The organism is Maridesulfovibrio sp. FT414, assembly GCF_050916235.1.
GTDB lineage: Bacteria > Desulfobacterota > Desulfovibrionia > Desulfovibrionales > Desulfovibrionaceae > Maridesulfovibrio.
Window position 1 is genome coordinate 1,316,984 of sequence record NZ_CP104854.1, and the last position, 21,981, is coordinate 1,338,964.

Consider the following 21,981-nt stretch of genomic DNA (forward strand, 5'->3'; position numbering starts at 1 on the left):
CCCAGGAACTCTTCACGCATAAAAAAAAGAGGCCCATACGAGCCTCTTTTTTATAGCTATACAAGAATTACGGCTTAATCAGAGTCAGCAGCATCTTGAAGCGTTCTCTGGCCTCAAGGCCGTGCGGCACATTGGCGGGCATTACGATAGCCTCTCCGGCGGCCACGTTGAATATTTCGCCGTTAATGTTCACTTCCGCAACTCCGTCCAGCACCTGCACCATGGCATCGCCGGGTGCGCTGTGGGTGCTGATTCCTTCCCCTGCATCAAAGGCGAACAGGGTCAGGGAGATGTTCTTAACATGTGACAGGGTTCTGCTTACCACCTGCCCTTCCTGGTATGTCACCAGTCCGGTAAGGTCCAGCACCTTGTTATGATCTATATTCTTTATGGTTACGTCAGTAAGGTTCTTGATGAGTTCAGCCATGTTGACCTCCACTATTAATGGTCGGTTGGGATATTTCGGTCAAATTGATCAACCGTTGTGATTCATCTTTCCCATAAAACAATTATGTCCGACATGACCTAAGTCAATACAGGCTATTTCCGTTCAAAAACATAGTAGCCGACCGGAACAACCACCAGCGTAAAAAGGGTGGAAGCAAACAGGCCGAAAATGAGAGCCCATGCCAGCCCGGAAAAAATCGGGTCCAGCGTAATGGGCCATGCTCCTAGCGCGGTTGTTGCCGCGGTAAGGGCGATCGGCCGCAAACGAACAGCCCCGGACCTGATAATGGCTTCCTTGAGTTCCATGCCCTCAGCCACCGACTGACGGATGAAATCGATCAGCACAAGTGAGTTGCGGATGACGATTCCGCCGAGAGCGATCATGCCGATCATACCGGTAGCGGTAAAAAAGACCGGATCAGCAAGGGCCGGGCCGACAATGCCCTGCACTTCCCCGGCTCCGAACAGGTTCAGGAGCCAGAAGCCGGGCATGATGCCCAGCAGAGTCAGGGGAATGGCGGACATGATCAGAAGCGGCATGCCGAACGCACCGGTTTCCACAACCAGCAGGATGTAAATACCTATCAGGGCCGCGGCAAAAGCTAGTCCAAGATCACGGAACACATCAAGGGTGATCTGCCATTCGCCTTCCCCGGCCCACTCCGCCCAGATGAAAGGCGGAAGCGGGTCCTTGTCCAGCCGGGCCTGCATGTCCAGAATTGCTTCGCCCGGAGCGCGCCCGGCCATTTCAGCAAACACGTAGACCACCCTTTTGAGATTCTTGTGATATATGGGCTGTTCCTGACTGATTTCCACCAGCTCGCCAAGCTCGGCAAGCGGCACGTTCCTGCCGTCCGCCGTACGGACCTTGAGCTGGGACATGGAGGAAACATCCGCCCGGCGTACGAGCGGAAGAATCAGCCTGACCGGAAGAGGATTGCGTTCGCCGTCAACATGGACAGTTGCCGGAACCATGCCGGACAGGGCCATCTGCAGAGTAGAGACAACTTCACGTGCACTGACCCCGTGCAGACCGGCCTTTTCCTTATCCAGCACAAAATCGACCATGATCCGTTCGCTTTCAGTTGAATCATCAACATCAACAACCCCGGACTCATCCCTCATAATTCCGACAATCTGCTTGGCCCCTTCTATGAGGGCGGAATAGGGGCGATCCTCGGCACCGTAGACCTCGGTGGTAATGGTTGAAATTACCGGAGGACCGGGAGGGGATTCGACAATCTGTATCGAAGCCCCGTGCCTTGCTGCCACAGCTTCCAGCTCATGACGCAGGCGCAGTACAATTGCATGACTCTGTTCTTTGCGCAGGGACTTGTCTGCAAGGTTGATCCTGATGTCGGCCATATGCCCGCCGTTGCGCCAGTAGTAGTGGCGAACCAGCCCGTTGAAATCCATGGGAGAAGGCTCCCCGGCATAGGTCACGAAGTTGGTGACCTCCGGCACGGAACGCAGGACCTGTTCAAAGTCGCGCACGGCCCGGTCGGTCTGTTCCAGCGGAGTTCCTTCATCCATATCAATAACGATCTGGAACTCGTTCTTGTTGTCAAAAGGCAGCATCTTCAACGGTACCAGCCGCATTCCGGCAAGAGCCATGGAGAAGACCAGACCCAGCACGATCCCGCCGACCAGCACCCAGCGGCGGGGCCGCGAGTCAAGAAACGGGGTTATCAACGCCTTGTAGGTACGTTCTATCCTTCCGGGACCATCATGGTTCCCCACGGATTTAGGTTTTATGTCCTTCAACAGGCGGAAAGCCATCCACGGCACGATAGTCAGTGCGCACACTGTTGAGAAGGTCACGGTCAGGGGTACGTTTGCAGCCATGGGAGCCATGTACGGTCCCATCATTCCGGTAATGAAAAACAGGGGAACAAACGATACAATAATCGCCAGCGTGGACATGATAACCGGCGGCAGAACCTCGGCCACGGCATCAAGAGTCGCTTCCGCAGGCTTCTTCTTTTTCATGAGGATGTGCCGCTGGATGTTGTCCACATTGGTGATGGGATCATCCACCACCAGCCCGAGGGAAAGGATCAGGGCAAAAAGGGTTACCCGGTTGATGGTGTAGCCCATCAGGTAATTGACGAACAGGGCCAGAGAAAAACTGATCGGGACAGCCAGAGCAACAACCGATGCTTCCCGCCAGCCCAGCGTCAGGGCCAGCAGCACAACTACGGTAGCCACCGCAAATCCCAGCGAACTCAAAAGATCGCTGACCTTGGCATCGGCGGTCTTGCCGTAATCGCGGGTCACTTCCACTTCAATACCGGACGGAAGCACGGTCTTTTTCAACTGCTCCATGCGTTCAAGCACGGCCTCCGCCACCTTGACCGCATTGGTCCCTTTCTTCTTGGACAGGGCGATGGTCACTGCCGGACGGGAAGCCTGCTCCGGTTCAAGCCCGCTTCCGGTCAGGTAGAGACGGGAAAAACCGATCCTGGAATAGGAATCCGGTTCTTCCGGCCCGTCAGTCACGGAAGCAACATCACGTAGATAGACCGGTCGTGAATTGAATACGCCGACGATAAGGTTACGGACATCGGCAGCGTTTTCCAGAAATGAATTGGCGGAAACCGTTATCTCCCGATTGCCGGAAAGGACCCTGCCAGCCACAGCGGACTGGTCCGCGCCCTCAAGGGCGGCAGCAACTTCCAACGGTGAAATGTTGAAACCGGCCATGCGCTCTGGCTGCAGCTCCACCCTCACTTCCCGGGACCGCCCGGAAACAAGGGAGACCCTCGAAAGATCCTCGACCTCGGACAGCCGTTGCGAAAGCTCCTCCGCCACACGGCGCAGCTCAAAATCGGAAATGTCATCCCGACCCGCAGCCGGGTAAAGGGTCAGGTTCACAATGGGGACATCGTCAATTTCAACAGGCTTTACGACCCAGCCGGCAGCAATGCGCGGAGCCAGATCGGTATTCTTGGCAATGGCATTGTGTAGCTTGATGAGGGACTCCTCCCGGTCCTCCCCCACAAAAAAACGGACCGTGACCATGGATGCATCCCTGCGGGAAATGGAATAGACATACTCCACCCCGTCTATCTGCCACAGGATTCGTTCAAGGGGCGTGGTGATCAGCTTTTCAACCTCCTCTACCCCGGCTCCCGGAACCTGAACCACGATGTCGGCCATGGGAACAACTATCTGCGGCTCCTCTTCCCGCGGAGTCAGCTGCACCGACGCCACGCCGAGCAGCAGGGCCGCAGCGACCAGAATCACGGTCAGCTTGGAATGCAGAAAGAAACGGACCGCCGAAGCGATCAACCCCTGAGTGCGTGTGCTTTGGTCCATTGCCATCACTCGCCCCCGCTGCCTGAAATATTCAGCCCCACGGTCTCATTGCCGCCGAGACCGGAAAGGATCTCGACGCTTTCGCCGTAAACCCTGCCGGTCCGCACGTATGCGGGTTCCCATAGTTCGCCGCTCTTTACCAGCACGGTCTCAAGCTGGCCGATACGGGAAACTGCCTTCCGGGGAACCAGCACGATATTCTTTTCCCGCAGCGGGATGAGCAGCCTTCCGAACATGCCGGGATAAAGGCCCGGCAGGGGGGCAACCCCTACCTTTACAAGAAAGGAACGGGTAAGCGGATCCGCCGAAGGAACGACCTCTTCCACAATACCGGAAGTACGCTCGCCCAGAGCCTGAATTTCAACCTCCAATTCCTGTCCGGGACGGACCTTTCCGATCATGCCTTCGCGGACAAGGGCTTCAAGGCGCAGGGAACCACCGGTCTGGATGAGCATGAGCTGCTTTCCGGCAAAAGCAAGATCCCCGGGCTCAACAGTGCGTTTTGCCACCTCACCATCGGCAGGTGCGGTTATGGTGGTGTAGCCGAGGTTGATTTCCGTTTCTTCGACCGATTTACGGGCCTGAAGCACCCCGGCCCGGGCGGCATCAAGACCATCCATGGCCTGAGCAAGACCGGCCTTGCCTTTCAGATAGGCGGCCTCCATCCGGTCAAGTTCGTCACGGGTGGCAACCTTGTCTTCATACAGTTTCTTCATGCGCTTCCAGGTGGCGGTCGCAGTATCGGACTCAGCCCGGGCGGAGTTGATGGCTTCCCCGGCCTGCCGTTCAGCAGCCTCGGCAGACTTGAGCCCATGCCGCGCCCGTTCAAGCCGGGCAGTAAATTCTCGGCTGTCCAGAATGATCAGCCGGTCACCCTTTTTCACACGCTCCCCGGACCTTACCAGAACCTCACGCACCTTACCTGTCACCTGAGCTTCTATGGAGGCCTCGGTCTCCGGACGGATGGTTCCCACGGCCTCATAATACACCGGGACCGATTCCGTACGGGCAACCACCGTACCGGCCGGAGCCTCGGTACTGCGGGTGGGGACCACCCGCCCCTTTTCAATCATCCCCGGACTGAAAAAACCGGTCACCCACAGGACCAGCAGAGTTATCACCGCACCGAGCATCGCAACAAGAATACATTTTCTGGTCATGAACAACTCCCTGAATTTCATCTGAACAAACATATCAGCCCGTTGAAATAATCAAAAAAACAGGCTGCCCAAAAAGCGTGCTAGACGCGAAAAAAGGTTCAAGGCCGAAGCGTACTCCATGAACGTGAGTATTCGAACCTTTGGAAGCAACGACGCAGATCGCCGTTTTTCAACAGCCTGATATGCAGACCCGGAAAGGACCGGAGAAAAATTCCCGTCTATAAATAGTGTATTTATACGCGTCTTAACTCCCTATTTCAATTACATTCAGGAATTCATCCCCGTACGAATTGATTATTTGTATTGACCGGTCCGGTCAAAAAAGTATTCTCCACAGCAAGGAGCTGAAAGTGCGCAAAATATTCGTCATATCCGGAACCCGTGACAAGCTGAGCAGTGTTGCCGAAAAACTGCAGTCCGGACGGACTGTAATTGAAAAAGCAGAAACAATCCCCGATATCACCAGCGAGGAGCAACAGGGCATTGACACTGTTGTCGTTGACCTGAACACCCTGCTCGGAAAATCCGGTTCCCTTGATCTTGCCCTTGACGAACTCTGCGACAAGTTCCCGTCCGCATCCATTGTGGTTCTTGCCGGCAGCGACCAGTCGGACAAAGCAGTGGAAGCGGTCAAGGCAGGAGCTTTCGACTACCTGACCCATCCCGTTGGAAAGAAGGAACTGGAGCTGGTCATTGAAAAAGTGCATCAGGCAGACATCCGCCATTCCGAGCTGGATTATCTGCGCGACCAGTTCTGGGGAGACGAATACAAGGACGTGGTCAACACAAAAAGCAGGACCATGCAGGAGGTTCTGCGCAAAGTCCGGCAGGTTGCCGATACCGGAACAACAGTGCTCCTCTCCGGTGAAACCGGGACCGGTAAAAGCCTCATCGCCCGGCTGATCCACGCCCACAGCGGACGCCGCCGTAAAACCTTCATCAACGTGCATTGCGGTGCCATCCCAGATTCTCTGGTGGAAAGCGAACTCTTCGGTCACGAAAAAGGATCCTTCACCGGCGCGATCAAACGTAAAATCGGCAAGTTCGAGCTGGCCGACTCCGGCACCATATTTCTGGACGAAATCGGGACCATCAGCTCTGCCGTGCAGATCAAGCTGCTGAACGTGCTCCAGGAAAGGCAGGTCCAGCGCATCGGCGGAGAGTCGGCTATTCCCCTTAATGTAAGGGTCATAGCCGCCACCAACGAAGACCTCAGCGAGATGTGCGCCAGCGGGAAATTCAGGCAGGACCTCTTCTACCGCCTGAATGTGTTCCCCATTGTCCTCCCTCCCCTCAGGGACCGCCGTGAGGATATACTGCACCTTTCCAAGGTGTTCATATCCCGGATCAGTACAGACCTGAACAAAATCATCGAATCAATCGCCCCTGATGTTCTTGATGCCTTTCTTGAGTACAGCTGGCCGGGCAACGTCCGCGAACTGGAAAACGTCATTGAACGGGCCTGCATTCTTGAAACCGGTCCGCAGCTTACCAGAACCAGCTTCCCGGTGGAATTCTTTCAGGACAGCCCGGTACGCCATCACTCATACACCGACCAGCCCCTCGGAGAAGCCAGACAGATCGCCATCGACTCCTTTGAGCTGGACTACCTCACCCGGCTGCTGACTTCCACCGGAGGGAGAATCAGTCGGGCAGCGGAAAAAGCCGGGGTTACAACCAGGCAGCTCAATAAACTCATGAATAAGCACGGTCTGAGCAAAAAGGCTTTTAAGTCCAGACAGGAACTATAAGTTCTCTCGACACACAAAAATAAGAATTTTAAGTTCTCAAAACGTGCAGGTTTTATTATCGCCGACACGGCCCGATTTCACTCTGATATTTCCCATTTTCGCCAGTTTCAGCCTGTTTCACCCTGTTCGTTGCCCACCTTACAGGCAGACCGCCACAAAAACAGGAACCCCTTGTTCCCAACACCGCAAGTTATTCATTTTTTATCCTTATATTTAAGAGCCTTACGTCTGGCACGCTGTATGCTCTGTAGAGATTCTGCGATTACGCCTATCTGATACAATTAAGAGAGGAATTACAATGTATTCAGAAAGAACAGAACCACGGGACAACGAATCTTCTGCAGACCCGGAAATCCAGCTCAAACTTGGGCTTGGGCTGGACCCCGACGATGCTGATGAGATTCTTGAACTGGCCACCAACTGCCAGTGCTTTTCACAGGACAAGCTGACCATGTTGGAACAGTCTGTCTGGGAAGAAGCATATAATGAAGGCGAGCCTTACTGCGTTTTCATTACAGCACGGGCAGTGAACGGCGATGAAGAACCACTTGCAGGATTTGCATGTTTCGGTAATATCCCCGGCGAGGAGGGTTGTCTGGAACTTTATCTGGTCGCAGTGGACGAAGAGTTCAGGGAAATCGGTATAGGATCGGCCCTTCTGGATGAGGTGTCGCGGCAGGCCGCAGCTGCCGAATCCGGCACCATTTTCTGCGAGGTACCTGAAAACAAGGCCCACGAAGCGGCCCGGAGTTTCTTTGAATCCCAAGGATATCTGAGACAGACCCGCCACTACCGTTTCTTTATCCCGGAAAAGGGTAACGCGGTTTTTGCGAAAGCAATTTCCTGACCGAGCCTGTCTGCAACTTTATTTCATGTTTTAACGGAGAGCTGATGTGTCGAGTGAAGAATTTCCAGAAACCATATATGGTCAAGTAATTCCCTACAGCGATGATGACGATGAGAGCTACCAGTACGCCATACTGGTAGACAATGAAGAAGAATACATTGTCGAACCTGGATCCAATACAGGAAGACTTGAAGAATACATGGACCGCTGGGTCAGGGCTGACGTTCTTGTAACTGAAACTGACGATGGTTTTTTCATAAAAATACAGGATATTGAACCGGAAGAATCCGGCTGGCAGTACGATAACGAAGACAGCTGGTAAAAATCGGTCGCTCTAGAGCCGCATCCGCACACATGGCAGGTGCGGCTCATTTTCTTTTGTTGCTGTGAACACTCACTGCTACTGAAAAATTCCCATCGAAAGGCTTTCCCGGTCGGAATTCATCGGGTGGCACCCCTGTATTCAGCAGCAGCTTCGTCGTCCGGAGTCCACGGCTAGAAGGTTATCACGCTGTACCCTTTTTCCAGATATCCGGACATGGCTGGGTGGCCAGACATTTCCCCTATCAACGCAATTCCTGCCTTTTCGACTTCTTCCTTGACTCCCAGTTTCACCGAGCAGGCCTTACAGGCCCCCTCAATAAGTCCCAGAGCCTTTGCCTTGATGTATAATTTATGAAACGGGCAGCTCTCCTTCTCCAGCTCGGAGACCAGAGTGACTGAAGCACCCTCAAGGACAATAACAACTTTCTTCCCTTTCTCAGCCATATCAAGTCCGTTTAAAAGCACATGGACAAAACACATGAGTTCGCCGTTGAATGCATAAAGGCAGTACATGGTGGAACGCTCCTGGTTGTTCTTTTTATTCGCTATGACGGAATCAGGATCACGAAGATCAATATACCGGACTCTGACCGCCAGTATCAATTTCAAAACTCATATCAGGCTCAGCCCATCAGAAACAATCCCTTTCGTCTTATTTATCGCACCGACAGCAGTGTCCGCCGGGACAGTTCCAGTCTCCCCAAACAAATAGCGGGAATCCTGATCGACATCTGACAGAGGAAAAGGGAAGAGGGAAGACTTCGCGAAGAGGCTGTTACCGATCCGCTGACCGGTATAACCAACCGCCGCATGTTCGAATACAGACTGCTTGAACAGATCGACAGGTCCGTCAGTGAAGGAAGGACTTTTTCGCTGGCCTATTTCGACATCGATCACTTCAAAACCGTCAACGACTCATTCGGGCACATGGTCGGAGACAAGGGTCTGTGCCATCTGGCCGCTATTGCAGAACGGCTTCTGCGCAAAAATGATGTACTGGCAAGACTGGGGGGAGACGAATTCGCCCTGATACTCCCTGATACAAGTGCGCAAGAAGCCGCAAGCATCGGCGAACGCATCCGCGAAAAGATAGAATCCACATCATTCAAGGTGGACTCGGCAAACTACTCTTTAACCGTCAGCATCGGAATAGCCGCAAACGAGGGACAGCTCACAACCCCGGCAAGACTCATGGAAGCGGCGGATATGGCGCTCTATGAAGCCAAGCAGAGGGGAAGGAACAGGGTGGTAAGTCTGTCCGGCCCGTTTTGCGAAAAAGAATGGAATGCTCAGGCTACCCCGAAAACAGGCCCCTCAGCCCTCAGTTCCGACCATTAACTCCACTGCCTCAGATCATTCTTCTACTTTTTGGCCGATTCAAGCATTGAATGTGAATAACTGTTTTGAATCATGCATCAGCTCTTGCTGATAAAAGCATTTCAGCTCCTACTTATTTCGGGCGTCTATTTCAGGACACGTTCCGTAACCAGGAGCAACAGGTCAACGACTGATCCATACACCAATTACCGACCAGCATGCATGTTAAATTTTAACAGAATGCCCTCCCACCCTTTACACAATCATCAAACTGAGCGATATATTTTAGGATAAATGCACTTTCATTCACATCAGCCTGTCGTTCTGACCGGGACGAGGCCCGGGAAAAGACGCGACATCCAGCCAAAACAGGGAGGAACAATGAATTTCAAGGACTGGAGTCTGAAAAACAAGATCATCATCCCCACATTTATTGTGGTGTTGCTGGTGCTAGCTGCCAGCACATGGATAATGACAACAAAGGCCAGAGACATGGCTGTAAAGCAGGCCACCGACACGGCACAGGTAGAAGCCAGAGGCTACGCCAACGAGATTTCGGAAACCATGGGTAAAGCCCTGACCGTGACCAGAACCCTTGCCGCCATGTTTGAGAAAGGAGCAAACTACAAAACCATTCCCGACCGCGAATTCCTTGATTCCATCCTGATCGAAACCCTCAAACGCCATCCCGGGCTTGCAGGATCATGGTGTACTTTTCCGGCCCGGGCTTTTGATAACCGCGAAGACGAATACCGGGACAAATACAAGGGTGCCTACCGCAACTGGTATTATCGTGACGGCGGAGCCATAGCCGAATCTTTTGCCGGGGAGGAGAACCTCGTCGGGCAGGCATGGTTTGACAACCCCATGTCAGGAAATGTCGAAACCATCACCGAACCGTATCCCTGGGAAACAAACGGAAAGACTTTCTGGCTCTGCTCCACCGGATACCCGGTCAGAAAAGGCAGCAAAAACGCCGGTGTCGTAGGGGTTGATTTCTACCTCAACGACCTTCAGAAAACAGTACTTCAAATCAAGCCGTTTGAAACAGGATATGCATACCTGATCACCAACAAAGGCACCATTGTGGCTCACCCCGACTCGGAAATGCAGGCCAAGAACCTCTCCGAGACCATGAAAAACGAGCATACAGGCAAAATACTAAAGGCCATCCAGAACGGGCACACATATTCCTACATAGCTCCCTCGCCCACTACCGGGCTGAAGGAATACGTCACCTTTGCCCCCGTGCGGGTTGGTAAGACTGACTACCCGTGGTCAATCGCCATTGTTGTGCCCATGGACAAGGTTGAAGCGCAGGCTGACGCTATTGCCAAGATCAGCATCAGCGTAAATGTTGCCGCGATTCTGGTCCTGCTCATCGTCTTGCTGATCCTTGCCAGCGTTATAAGCAAGCCGATTCTCAAGACGGCGGACTTTACCGAAATCGTGGCACAGGGCAACCTGAACGCAGTGCTCGACATCAACCAGAAGGATGAAATCGGCCGCATGGCAGAATCACTGAAGGCTATGATCGGTGAGCTGAAAAAGACCATCCACAAGGCAGAAGAAGAGACACGTAAGGCAGAGCAGGAATCGGAAAAGGCAAGACAGGCAACAGCCGAGGCAGAAGAAGCCAGGCAAAGAGCCGACAGAGCCAGATCTGAGGGCCTGCGCCATGCTGCGGACAGGGTTGAACGTGTTCTGGAATACGTGGTCTCCGCATCCGAAGAGATGTCCCTCCAATCAAGGGAACTGCTTCAGGGAACAGAAATTCAGAGCGAACGCATAGCCACCACAGCCACTGCAATGGAAGAAATGAACGCCACCGTGCTCGAAATAGCCCGCAATGCCGGGGACGCCGCCTCGGCCAGTTCCGACTCCCAGCAGAAGGCAAAGGACGGTTCCGATGTTGTGGAACAGTCCCGTTCATCCCTCTCGCGGACAGTATCCGAGGTCAACAACCTCAAGAAGAACATGGAAGAGCTGGACAAGCAGGCCAAAGGAACAGAAGCCATCATCGGTGTAATCACCGATATTGCCGACCAGACCAACCTGCTGGCCCTCAACGCGGCCATTGAAGCTGCCAGAGCAGGCGAGGCCGGGCGCGGCTTTGCTGTTGTTGCGGATGAAGTGCGCAAGCTGGCTGAAAAGACCATGACCGCAACCAGTGAAGTCTCCGGCTCCATCGGCGCAATCCAGCGGGTGGCCAACGAGAACATTGACTCAATGGAAACTGTTTTCAGCCGCATTGAGCAGGCCAGTGAGCTTTCCGGAAGTTCGGGAAGTGTACTGAGGGAAATCGTTGCCGGGGCAGAACGCAGTGCCATTCAGATCCAAAGCATTGCCACTGCAGCAGAGGAACAGTCTGCCACCTCGGAAGAAATCAACAATGCAATCGAAGAGATCAACCGCATCACTCTGGAAACGGCAAACGGGGCCCGTGAGTTCACCATGGCTCTGGAAACCCTTGCCGAACAGATCTCCGAACTCCAGCGGATAGTGGAAGACCTCAAGGACGAATAACAACAGACGGACCAAAAGAAAAAGGCCCCTGAATCAATGATTCTGGGGCCTTCTTGATGTTAAGCTACTGCACTCCCAGCACCCTTGCCGGGACATCCCCGGCCATTGCCGGACTGGTCAGGCAGGATGGAGGAGCCTTGTGCCACGGGTCCGGAGCCAGAGCCATGCTGAAGCCGAGGCTGTATAGCTTACTCATGTATACGGGGCTGAAAATCTCGTCGGATTCCTCTTTGTAATCCGGGGGAATAAATGCCAGCTTGAAATCAATCCTGTCACGCTCGGCAGTATAGTAAATCCTGTAAAGGTCCCCGATTCCCTGATTACGGATAAGTCCGGCCAGCGAACGGGCTGCGATTCCCCCCAGATAGGGATCAACCTGCTGCCCCTCGGACATCAGGGAATCGTTCCTGATCACGTAAAGTGTAATCTTGCGCTTTTCGCCGATCTTCTCCAGTTCGTCCGCCAGATGGACACTGGGCGGATATGAAAACACCTGGTTGGAAACACCGCCATCAACATGCATTTCGTCATATATTTTACCGTCGGCCATAACCTTAAAATAAACCGGCGGGAATGCCACAGGCACAGAAGCGGAAGCCAGAATGACTTCACGAATCAGCTGATCTGACTCAGGCGTTCCATACTGGGCAATGGCTCCGATGTCCCAGTAGACAGGGCGCATGGCGTCAAGGTTGGTTGTTCCGATCAGCAGCCTTCTGCCCTTACGGTGCTCCTCGGCTATACGGGCAATGAATTCACTGTTCACGTACTTCTTCAATGCTTCCCTAAGCGGTTCGGTGCTGTAGACCGAATCACCGGATGCGGCATCAATGTAGGAACGCTGGCGGATCAGGTCATTTGTTGAAAACGTCGTATAAAAAACCTTGATGAAATTGTCATAGTCAGGACCAAGAAATGCAAACGGAGCTATAAGTGCCCCGGTACTGATCCCGGTCACCAGACCGAAGACCGGCCTGTCGCCGCGCTTGGTCCAGCCGCAGAGAAAACCTGCGCCGAAAGCTCCATCCGCCCCGCCGCCGGAAAGGCTCAGAAAACTTATCTCAGTAGACCTTCCGGGCTGTCTGCTCAACTCCGCCCATGTCTGCATCACTTTTTCCATATGCTTCGGCGTGGTATCACCGAAGAATCGGATATCCTCATATCCGGGAACAGTAGCCACAGGCTGCAGGGCCACGGGCAGAGGATTACGCTTGAGCCCGCATCCGGCAAGCATAAACAGGGCAAAAAACAACACAGGAACAGCCGTCCTGAGCGAGGCTCGGCTGAACCAGACTACCTTAACGGGCATCTCGACTACTCCAGATAACAAATAATTTTAAAACAGAAATGATCCACATCCGGCCACTAAAACAGACAAAGCCATGACCGGCATGGTCCAACATAAAGGCTACCGGGGCTACATGACTTAAAGCGGTTTCCCCTCAGCAGCATCCGCTCAGCCCGCATTTTAAATAAAAATCCAATACAAGCCAAGACCGACAGTTGCCACCCAAGACCATGGTATTGACCGCATAACGCCGAACACAGAATTCAGCAAGATATAAATACTGAAACAGAAAAACCATTGATTCCCGACTGGGTCTGGACGGGACATGCCCAAAAAAACCAAAGGTTCAACCTTTCATCTGATCACCTGCGCCGGTTTTATGATATTGTTGATCGATAAATTGAGCCAGCCAACCACGCCCGGATTTCCATATGGACACAGGAAAACCGGCAATCAAAATAAAGGGAGAGAACATGCTTTATCGCAACATACCTGCAACAGGTGAAAAACTTTCCATTCTGGGTTTCGGTGCAATGCGCCTGCCCATGACCGAAGACGGAGCCATCGACGAAAAAAGGGCCATAGCCCAGATGCGCAAGGCCATCGACAAAGGGGTGAACTACCTTGATACCGCATGGCCCTATCATGGCGGAGAGAGCGAAGTGGTTCTCGGCAAGGCACTCCGGGACGGCTACCGCGAAAAAGTGAATATCGCCGACAAACTGCCCCAGTGGCTGGTCGAGTCGAGACAGGATATGGATGCCTATCTTGACGAACAGCTCAAAAGGCTCGGCGTGGACTGCATCGACTATTACCTTGTACACGCCGTTGAAGGCAATTCATGGGACAGGGTCGAAAAACTCGGTGTAAAGGACTTTCTGGACAAGGCCCTTGAGTCCGGGAAAATCCGCTATGCAGGCTTCTCCTTCCACGGCGTTGCAAAAGATTTCACCCGCATCGCCGATGCCTACCCGTGGACCTTCTGCCAGATCCAGTACAACTTTCTGGACACCGAAAATCAGGCCGGAACCGCCGGTCTGAAATATGCCTCATCCAGGGGCATGGCAGTCATGATCATGGAACCCCTGCGTGGAGGCAACCTGAGCTCCCCGGTTCCCCCGGACGGCGTGCAGGAGATCTGGGATACCGCCGAAACCAGCCGCCCTCCTGTGGAATGGGCCCTGCGCTGGGTCTGGAACCATCCAGAGGTAACCGTGGTCCTTTCCGGCATGAATGACGATGCCCAGGTCGATCAGAATATTGCCATTGCTTCCGAAGCAATGCCCGAATCACTGACCGAACAGGAACTGACCATCGTCGATAAGGTCGCGAATAAATATAAAGAACTCATGCAGGTAGGCTGCACCGGGTGTGCCTACTGCATGCCCTGCCCGGCTGGGGTAAGGATCCCCACCTGTTTCGAGCTGTTCAACACCGCGTCCATGTTCAAGGAAAAGGAGGAAATGAGCAAATTCCAGTATGCACTGATGCTCTCAGGTGAATTCGCGGGTGAACCGTCCTACGCTTCCCAGTGTGTGGAATGCGGGCAGTGTGCCGAACACTGTCCCCAGCATATCAGCATCCCCGAGGAACTTGTCCGCGTTAAGGATTTCTTCGAACAGCAGGACATGCAGAAAATTGTGGACAGCTTCATGTCCAACAGGAAAGACTAACAAAAACAGCGGGAGTCGGTTATCCGGCTCCCGCCTTCAACGACGAAACAGCGACCAAACCGCCGTTTACGGAACAACGATGAACATACTCTACTACGACTGTTTTTCAGGCACCAGCGGTGACATGAACCTTGCCGCCATGATCGGACTTGGAGTTGACCCCGAATTTCTCGCAACCGAATTGTCCAGACTCGGCCTCGACCACGAATACAAGCTGAAAATCGTCAGGGATTCCCGCAAGGGAATTTTCGGGACTCGCGTTGATGTTGACCTTGCCCACCAACATCACCACCATGATCATGACGACCACAATCACGGACACGTGCATGGGCATGATCACCATGAACATGCCCCTTGCGGTACACATGATCACGCTCATCACCACCAGCATGAACACCGCAACCTGAAAGACATCGAAGAAATCATCAGCCGTTCCTCTCTCGGCGATGCAGTCAAGAAAACCAGTCTGGACATCTTCAGAAAAGTCGCTGAGGCCGAAGCAGTCATCCACGGCAAAGATCTTTATGAAGTACATTTCCACGAGGTAGGAGCAACGGATTCCATTGTGGATATAGTCGGGGCAGCCATCTGCTTCCACCAGCTTGAAATAGACGAAGTGTGGTGCTCGTCCATTGAACTAGGTGGGGGTTTTGTGGACTGCGCTCACGGACGCATGCCTGTTCCGGCCCCGGCCACTTCCGAAATTCTGGCCGGATGTCCCACAACTCAGGGGGCTGTCCAGAAAGAAACCACCACACCAACTGGCGCTGCCATTCTCGCCACCCTTGTTGACAACTTTACTGACTCCCCGCGCATGATTGTCCGGAAAACAGCCTACGGCATCGGACACCGGGATAATGAAATCCCCAATGTGCTGCGGGTGCATCTCGCAAAAGTCGAGCGGCAGACTAAATCCCTGCCCGTAGTCCAGTCCAGATTGCTGCAATGCAATATCGACGACATGACAGGCGAAATGCTCGGGGTGGTGATGGAACAGCTCATGGAGGACGGAGCCATGGACGTACATTTTACTCCGATCGTCATGAAAAAGAACCGCCCGGCAACGACACTTTCCCTGCTCTGCAGCCACGAGGACGAGGACCGTTTCAAACGGCTGATCTTCAGGCATACGACCACGCTGGGCATCAAGAGCATTCCCATTGAAAAATCTGTGCTCGGCGTGTCATTCGACAGGATTGATACCCCGCTGGGACCGGTAACCATGAAAAACGCCATCCTAGACGGCGAAATTATCCGTTCCAAGCCGGAATTGGAAGACTGCCGTGCACTGGCACGCAAACACGGAATCCCCATCGGTGAGGTTTATCTTGAAATCGGCAAGGTGCGCAGGACTTAAATAAATTTAGTTTCGCCTCCGGCTGGAAGCTCCACATCAAGTCTAAAGATAATAGGAGCAGATATGCAGCGGAGACAAACATATGCGGAAAAACAGAAGCAGACTCATTCAACTATGACTAATGCGACTTCAAAATATCAACGACTGCTGGCTGTTCTTGCCGAAACCAAAGGGGCCGTGGTGGCTTTTTCCGGCGGGGTGGACAGCACCCTGCTCCTGCATGCTGCAAAACAGGCTCTGGAAAACCGGGCCGTGGCTGCAACAATCTCCACTCCCTATGTCCCGCGCTGGGAATTGAATGAAGCGAAGCAGTCTGCGGAGAGAATGCAGGTCAGGCACGTCATTGTTGAAATGCCTTTTCCGGATGAGCTGCGCATGAATCCGCCTGAACATTGCTACACTTGCAAAAAGCTGCTTTTCGGCAGACTGCTGGAAACAGCGGGAGAACGGGGTCTTTACCAAGTGCTGGACGGAACCAACGTCGACGATCTCGGCGATTACCGGCCCGGAATCAGGGCACTGCGGGAACTGGGCATAACCAGCCCCTTTCTGGAAGCGGACCTGAACAAACAGGATATCCGCGAGCTTTCGAAACAGTTTGAACTTCCCACATGGGACAAGCCGTCCTTCGCCTGCCTTCTTTCACGCATGCCTGTTGATGCGGAAGTGACGGACCAGGCCCTTCGGCAGGTTGAAAGTGCGGAAATATTTCTGATGGGCATAGGATTTCCCGCCGTGCGGGTACGCCATCACGGAGATGTTGCCCGCATTGAAATTCCACAGGAAAGTATTCCTGATTTCATCGCCGCCTGCACGAAATACAATATCAACGACGAGCTAAAAAAGTTGGGTTACCGCCACGTAACGCTGGACCTCGGCGGTTACTCCATGGGCAGCCTCAACCGCATCCCTGCCGAGCAATAAGGATTTAACATGAATTCCAACGAAGCACTCAAAGCTGTACTTAGCAGCATCCGCGACGGAAACCTTGATGTTGAACAGGCCATGGAACAACTTCGCGACCTGCCTTTTCAGGATCTCGGCCATACCAAAATCGACCACCACCGGGCCCTGCGTAACGGCTTTCCGGAAGTAATTTACGGGGCAGGCAAAAGTCCGGAACAGATAGCTGACATATTCAAGCACATGTGCGGGCGCAGCAATGTGCTTGCAACCCGGGTTTCCAAAGATGCAGCCGAATATATACTCGGCCGCTTCCCGGACGTGGAATACAATCCCACCGCCAACACACTGACCTGCAAAAGTCAGGAAGTAAAATACGGATCTGGACAAGTCGGCATTATCACTGCCGGGACATCGGACCTTTCCGTTGCCGAAGAGGCGCTTGTCACCTGCGACATGCTGGGAAGCCGGGCCGCCATCATTTCAGACATAGGGGTGGCCGGAATACACCGCCTTTTTCACCGCATTGAGGAAATCAGAAAATTTACCGTCCTCATCGTGGTTGCGGGCATGGAAGGAGCGCTTTCGAGCGTTATCGGGGGACTGGTGGAACAGCCGATTATCGCGGTGCCGACCTCAGTAGGCTACGGCGCGAATTTCTCAGGACTTTCGGCTCTGCTGGGCATGCTCACTTCCTGCGCCAGCGGAGTAACCGTAGTAAACATAGACAACGGTTTCGGAGCCGCCTGCGCAGCATGCAAGATCAACAGGCTATTGGATAAGCACAGCAAAAACGCTTAGTGCATCAAAATCACTGAACACCTTTGGCTGGGTCGGCCACCACTATATCAAGCCCTTCAGGGGTCCTGATCAGCTCTGGTGCTTTACCTTTGGTGGCATTCTGGTCATTGAAAAAGAATACCATCCGCAACCTGTCGGGATGCCCGCCAAGCACAAATAGTCCAATGAATCCGTCCACAAACCCGGTTTCCCTGCGAGTGGAGTAAGTCCACTTGCCACGCATATCCACGACCAGTCTGGCGGGCTTATCCATCCAGAAATAGGTAACCCTGCCGACTTTTTCGGTAGTGGTCAACCTTGCCAGAAACTGCTCCGGTGTATGGGTAAAATCGATGACGGTAAGTTCACCGACATCTCCGGCAGCAGGAGCCTGGGCGGAAGCGGCAACTGTCCGGTTGGCGGCAAGATCAGCCTTAATTTCGCGCTGGATGGGGTTGAATACCGGTTTTGCAGCGGATGCATTATCTCCGAAGACCCTGTCAACATCCTTCTCCATGGTCCGCACTTCGCGAACTACTTCCCGGCGGACTGCCTCCCCGGCCTTATCCACTACCTGTATTACAGCTGCTTCCCCGTCTCCGGTTCCGTTGGTCGCATTACCGGCCCCCATTTTTACGATCATTTTAAAATCGTTGATGAACGTATCAAAATTGCCCCACACCGAAAGGATGAACATCCCTGAGGCAGCTCCGAGCCAGACAAGAAAGAGCAGTATGTAGAATCTCCGGTAGAAAATAGTCAGCACGGAACGTCTCCTTAATGCTGCCAGCATTCGGTGATGATGTCGGGCACATTCAGGGGCTTGATTGCCAGCAGTTGGATAAGCGGAACGCCGCCCTGAATATTGTAGCCGACCTTTACCGAGCTTACGCCGAGCCCTTCAAGCCCCTTGCCCTGATCCGGGAAATCGGCGGGAGTGAAATTGACCTCGCCATTGCGGAACTCTGACAGGAACTTGGCAAAGCCGAGCTTGCCTTCGTAGGTTCTGACCAGATCCATACCGGGGAAACGAACGGTGAGAGTCGTTGTACCGCACTCTTCAGGTTTCCAGGTAAAGACCATGTTTTCGGCATAGTTGTAGTTGGTAAGCTCCTGCCTGCCGGTTCCGCACTCAACAGTAAGCGTGGTGGCGTAGGGTTCCTGAGTAGCGTTGGCATTCACTGATGTGGGAACAGTGGAAATGGTGACCTTGTATTCCGGCTGAATTTCCTGTGCTCCCTGTTCCCCGTCATTCAGGAAAGTAAATAACTCTTCACGGAACGGGAACGGAATGCCCAGCCAGTTGCGGCTCTGCCAGCCCTTGGTTCCGCGGGAAAGGAACGGCGCGGCACTGCCGGAAGTGAATTTGTCGACCAGTCCCGTCTTGCCGAACAGGGTCGTGCGGAGCTTGTCAGCAGGGACATGGGCTGTCTCTGAAAGAACCTGTCCTTCCCAGAGCTGCTGCAGTTCACAGGACGCTTCCATGGTTATCACATAGACCATGAAATCAAGAGGACCGGCCACAAGAGACCAGAAAGCCTGCTCTCCCGGACCGTTTGAACGCATTTCCGCCCTGAGTGCAGCCATAGCCTTGGTAGCTCCGTCCACGGGATTGTTTTTGACCGCGCCTTCCCCGCCCTTGCCGTCTCCTCCGGCTCCGCCGGAACCGGCTACATTGCCGGTGGCAGGATAGAGGGCTGCAGCACTCTTGAAAGCGATCTCCTGACTGGCTGTGAATCCGGCCATATCGCCAAGCACCTGCATGTACTCATCAAGACGTTTGGCAACTTCCAGCCGCAGTTCAATATCCTTGGCAACCTTACCGCCTAGTTCGGAAACAATCTTACGCAGAGAATCCTGAGCCTTTTCTGTTGAACCCTCCACTCCTCTGGCCTTTACCGCCTTGTACTGGGCAATGACTATATTGAAATAGAAAACCTGCTCCGCCCAGTCAGGTGGAGTGATTATATCCTTTATGGGACTGAACTCGTCCTTCATCCTAGTTATAAGCTTGAAGTAAGGGTTATCCGCCCCGGACATGGACTGGGCCATGTTGCGGTAATCATCCTTGGTCAGGAGCTGCCTTTCTCCGTTATTGAACTGTTCGGCAAAGGAATACCACATGCTGTAGTACTCTCCTGCGTACCAGATCCAGAAAGCCTTTTCCCTTTTCTCAAAATCACTGCTGTCAGGCATTGCCTTGCGCAGCTCGGAAAGGAAGTCCTGAAGCATGATTCGTCCGGTTGAGGAATAGGCCGAAGGCACAACCACTTCATTTTCAAAATGCAGAAGAGGCCCGCCCCAGAAATCGCGTAAAGTAACGGACTGAACTTCCGGGTTGTTGTTGACCCAGTCCACCAACCACCTGAAATCGGCACCCTTGAGACTGAAAACCTTGCCCAGCCGGGCCTGCAACAACAGGCGCTGCTCGGATAAGGCCTCCGTATCCTTACCCCATTCCAGATAGGAAGTGTAAAGCTGTCCGAAATACTTCATCAGGTCCGGGGTAAATCCGTCCACCGATTTGGCAATGGCTTCCCCGGAAGGAAGCTCGAACGAGGCTGGAGGAATCATCTTCCCGCCTTCAAGACGGTTGTCAATAAGGTCAATTCGCCAGCCCAGCAGCTTTACGAAATCGCTGGTAAGCGCCTCGGGGGATCCGGCGTCCAGATTCCCGATGGCCCGGTTCAGCTTATCGTCCATGGGGGCAAGCAGAACGGAATTGAATTTATCCACAAAAATACGCTGCACCCGCTGTTCGGCTTCAACACTGACATCAAGCCCCATCCTTGGTATCCACCAGTTGGAATTGAGGTTATGCAGATCGACTATCTTACTGCGGAACCCCTCCAGCTCCACAACCTGCTGGTCAACCTTGTCTGAAAAGACCGGAGGCTTGGGAAACGCAGTGAAAAGATTATCCAGAGCCCTGCGGTTACCGATAAACGACATGCTGAACAGTCCACAGACAAAAAAGAGCAGCAGCAACCAGACTGCCATGCCGAGGTTTCTGGTCAGGAGCTTCCATTTGAGAAATTCAATTATCGGGGTGAACAGGTTGCGGTCACGGGGCAGGACCTTTGAGAAAAAGTCATGCAGAAAAAGCCCCTGCCTTGTGCCGGGAAGCTTTTTTTCCACACTCTTGAGGGAAGGAAGGCTGTCGAGAAATGCCGAACTCTGTTCTCCGCTCTGCTCCCCGCTTGAAAAGAACACTCCCCTGAAAAGCGGCTGTTCCTGATAGGGATTATCCTCGAACACCCCGGAAACAAATGAGCGGATACGCGGTCTCAACCGGTTGAGTTCATCCGCAAAGAGAAGAAAAGCCGGATCGAACCGGGTCTCCCGGTCCAGCAGTGTAACCCTCAAAGACCGCAGACGTTCGATAACACCGGATACGGCCGCATCCACGAAGACTTCCGGATCTTCAACAACCGCCTCATTGACCATCCCCATGGCCTGCGAACGGGCTTCGGAAGGAAGAACTTCAGCAAGCCCCTTGAAACCGAAAACAAGGTCAACCTTGGTCAGCAGTACGTAAACCGGGAAGCGCACCCCAAGAACCCGCATCAGCTCATTTATACGGCGGCGCAGGCTGCGCCCGTATTCATGCAGGGAATCCTCATCACCGGAAAGCACCCGGTCAGCCGGCAGGGTGATGATCAGCCCGTTCAGCGGCTCGCGCCTGCGGTACTTAACCAGCAGGGTCAGAAATTTTTCCCATTCCTCCTTGTCCCGGGACTCATCAATGGGGATGGCATACCTTCCGGCTGTGTCGAGAATTATGGCTTCCTCGAAAAACCACCAGTCGCAGTTGCGGGTGGCGGAAACCCCAGGTGTAGGGCCGACATCGGTAAGAATGGAGGTCAGCCTGCTGCTGGCTACGGCAGTACTTTTACCGGAATCTGATTCACCGAAGACCATATACCACGGCAGAGCATAAAGAGGATTCCCGTGACGGCGAAGCTCGGAATTCTGGAGCAGGTCCACCGCCTCCATCCAGCGGTTCTGAAGCTCCTGCAGGCGGGAACGTTCATGCAGCGGTGCAGCGGCAATGGCCGAGTCATCCTGATCAACTATACGTTTAACAAATCTCTTCTCACGCCGACGCAGCATCCACTTGCGCAGGAACAGCACGGCCGCCACCAGACCTATAACCCCGCCGAAAAGGCTTGCTCCGGCCCACCAGGGCCAGCCCAGATAGGTTACAAGGGCATAGGAGCCCACGGCTGCCGCCACGAAAAGCAGTACCAGCAGAACAATTTTAAGCAGATTAAGTAAAAATTTAGTCAT

At 53.5% G+C, this 21,981-nt stretch carries 15 protein-coding genes and 1 pseudogene; 9 read left to right on the forward strand and 7 right to left on the reverse strand.

Translation table 11 applies throughout. The annotated features are described in order from the left end of the window. Window positions 1–67: 67 nt before the first annotated feature. The 3 genes from N7E73_RS05845 to N7E73_RS05855 form a co-directional block, all read right to left on the reverse strand. Window positions 68–427 (reverse strand): cupin domain-containing protein, encoded by a 360-nt coding sequence (locus N7E73_RS05845; RefSeq protein WP_432738100.1) that lies wholly within the window; start codon window positions 425–427, stop codon window positions 68–70. 113 nt (window positions 428–540) lie between these two features. Next, window positions 541–3,771: an efflux RND transporter permease subunit gene (locus tag N7E73_RS05850; RefSeq protein WP_432738101.1), complete on the reverse strand. Its 3,231-nt coding sequence runs from the start codon at window positions 3,769–3,771 to the stop codon at window positions 541–543. Then, the gene (locus tag N7E73_RS05855) at window positions 3,771–4,925 is read right to left on the reverse strand and encodes an efflux RND transporter periplasmic adaptor subunit (protein WP_432738102.1); all 1,155 of its coding nucleotides are present in this window, start codon (window positions 4,923–4,925) and stop codon (window positions 3,771–3,773) included. The genes N7E73_RS05850 and N7E73_RS05855 overlap by 1 nt, the downstream gene beginning before the upstream one ends. A gap of 350 nt (window positions 4,926–5,275) precedes the next feature. Between N7E73_RS05855 and N7E73_RS05860 the strand changes: the two genes are divergently transcribed. The 3 genes from N7E73_RS05860 to N7E73_RS05870 all read left to right on the forward strand — a co-directional run bounded on the left by N7E73_RS05860 (window position 5,276) and on the right by N7E73_RS05870 (window position 7,845). Continuing rightward, window positions 5,276–6,676 (forward strand): sigma-54-dependent transcriptional regulator, encoded by a 1,401-nt coding sequence (locus N7E73_RS05860; protein WP_432738103.1) that lies wholly within the window; start codon window positions 5,276–5,278, stop codon window positions 6,674–6,676. Between the two features lie 298 nt (window positions 6,677–6,974). After that, window positions 6,975–7,523: a GNAT family N-acetyltransferase gene (locus N7E73_RS05865; RefSeq protein ID WP_432738104.1), complete on the forward strand. Its 549-nt coding sequence runs from the start codon at window positions 6,975–6,977 to the stop codon at window positions 7,521–7,523. Between the two features lie 46 nt (window positions 7,524–7,569). Further along, window positions 7,570–7,845: a hypothetical protein gene (locus N7E73_RS05870; protein ID WP_432738105.1), complete on the forward strand. Its 276-nt coding sequence runs from the start codon at window positions 7,570–7,572 to the stop codon at window positions 7,843–7,845. A 173-nt stretch (window positions 7,846–8,018) separates the two neighbouring features. On the opposite strand, the gene N7E73_RS05875 is transcribed toward N7E73_RS05870, so the two are convergent. Then, on the reverse strand, window positions 8,019–8,456 hold the full coding sequence (locus tag N7E73_RS05875) for a DsrE family protein (protein WP_432738106.1): 438 nt from the start codon (window positions 8,454–8,456) through the stop codon (window positions 8,019–8,021). 165 nt (window positions 8,457–8,621) lie between these two features. Here N7E73_RS05875 and N7E73_RS05880 point away from each other — a divergent pair. Both N7E73_RS05880 and N7E73_RS05885 read left to right on the forward strand, forming a co-directional pair. Next, window positions 8,622–9,185, forward strand: a pseudogene (locus N7E73_RS05880) (GGDEF domain-containing protein); the annotation flags it as partial. A 360-nt stretch (window positions 9,186–9,545) separates the two neighbouring features. Further along, entirely contained in the window at window positions 9,546–11,690 is a 2,145-nt protein-coding gene (locus N7E73_RS05885; RefSeq protein ID WP_432738107.1) for a methyl-accepting chemotaxis protein, read from the forward strand. A 64-nt stretch (window positions 11,691–11,754) separates the two neighbouring features. Here N7E73_RS05885 and N7E73_RS05890 read toward each other — a convergent pair whose 3' ends face one another. After that, window positions 11,755–12,999, reverse strand: a complete 1,245-nt coding sequence (locus N7E73_RS05890) for a patatin-like phospholipase family protein (protein ID WP_432738108.1) — start codon at window positions 12,997–12,999, stop codon at window positions 11,755–11,757. A 452-nt stretch (window positions 13,000–13,451) separates the two neighbouring features. Here N7E73_RS05890 and N7E73_RS05895 point away from each other — a divergent pair, with 452 nt between their 5' ends. From N7E73_RS05895 to larB, 4 genes are all read left to right on the forward strand, one after another. Beyond that, window positions 13,452–14,651, forward strand: a complete 1,200-nt coding sequence (locus N7E73_RS05895; protein ID WP_432738843.1) for an aldo/keto reductase — start codon at window positions 13,452–13,454, stop codon at window positions 14,649–14,651. Window positions 14,652–14,730: 79 nt separating this feature from the next. Further along, window positions 14,731–16,008 carry a nickel pincer cofactor biosynthesis protein LarC gene (gene larC, locus N7E73_RS05900; RefSeq protein ID WP_432738109.1) on the forward strand — a complete coding sequence of 426 codons (1,278 nt, stop codon included), beginning with the start codon at window positions 14,731–14,733 and terminating at the stop codon, window positions 16,006–16,008. 63 nt (window positions 16,009–16,071) lie between these two features. Then, a complete protein-coding gene (larE, locus tag N7E73_RS05905; protein WP_432738110.1) occupies window positions 16,072–16,932 on the forward strand; it encodes an ATP-dependent sacrificial sulfur transferase LarE in 861 nt (286 codons plus the stop codon). A gap of 9 nt (window positions 16,933–16,941) precedes the next feature. Further along, complete coding sequence (gene larB / locus N7E73_RS05910; protein WP_432738111.1) at window positions 16,942–17,712, forward strand: nickel pincer cofactor biosynthesis protein LarB; 771 nt, start codon at window positions 16,942–16,944, stop codon at window positions 17,710–17,712. Window positions 17,713–17,722: 10 nt separating this feature from the next. On the opposite strand, the gene N7E73_RS05915 is transcribed toward larB, so the two are convergent. Both N7E73_RS05915 and N7E73_RS05920 read right to left on the reverse strand, forming a co-directional pair. Beyond that, window positions 17,723–18,457, reverse strand: a complete 735-nt coding sequence (locus N7E73_RS05915) for a hypothetical protein (RefSeq protein ID WP_432738112.1) — start codon at window positions 18,455–18,457, stop codon at window positions 17,723–17,725. Window positions 18,458–18,468: 11 nt separating this feature from the next. Then, a complete protein-coding gene (locus N7E73_RS05920; RefSeq protein WP_432738113.1) occupies window positions 18,469–21,981 on the reverse strand; it encodes a type VI secretion protein IcmF/TssM N-terminal domain-containing protein in 3,513 nt (1,170 codons plus the stop codon).

Bases quoted from the DNA above. Each gene is read 5' to 3' on its own strand.
- N7E73_RS05845 (WP_432738100.1), bottom strand. From the start codon at position 427: ATGGCTGAACTCATCAAGAACCTTACTGACGTAACCATAAAGAATATA.
- N7E73_RS05850 (WP_432738101.1), bottom strand. From the start codon at position 3,771: ATGGCAATGGACCAAAGCACACGCACTCAGGGGTTGATCGCTTCGGCG.
- N7E73_RS05855 (WP_432738102.1), bottom strand. From the start codon at position 4,925: ATGACCAGAAAATGTATTCTTGTTGCGATGCTCGGTGCGGTGATAACT.
- N7E73_RS05865 (WP_432738104.1), top strand. From the start codon at position 6,975: ATGTATTCAGAAAGAACAGAACCACGGGACAACGAATCTTCTGCAGAC.
- N7E73_RS05885 (WP_432738107.1), top strand. From the start codon at position 9,546: ATGAATTTCAAGGACTGGAGTCTGAAAAACAAGATCATCATCCCCACA.
- N7E73_RS05890 (WP_432738108.1), bottom strand. From the start codon at position 12,999: ATGCCCGTTAAGGTAGTCTGGTTCAGCCGAGCCTCGCTCAGGACGGCT.
- N7E73_RS05895 (WP_432738843.1), top strand. From the start codon at position 13,452: ATGCTTTATCGCAACATACCTGCAACAGGTGAAAAACTTTCCATTCTG.
- larC (WP_432738109.1), top strand. From the start codon at position 14,731: ATGAACATACTCTACTACGACTGTTTTTCAGGCACCAGCGGTGACATG.
- larE (WP_432738110.1), top strand. From the start codon at position 16,072: ATGCAGCGGAGACAAACATATGCGGAAAAACAGAAGCAGACTCATTCA.
- larB (WP_432738111.1), top strand. From the start codon at position 16,942: ATGAATTCCAACGAAGCACTCAAAGCTGTACTTAGCAGCATCCGCGAC.
- N7E73_RS05920 (WP_432738113.1), bottom strand. From the start codon at position 21,981: ATGACTAAATTTTTACTTAATCTGCTTAAAATTGTTCTGCTGGTACTG.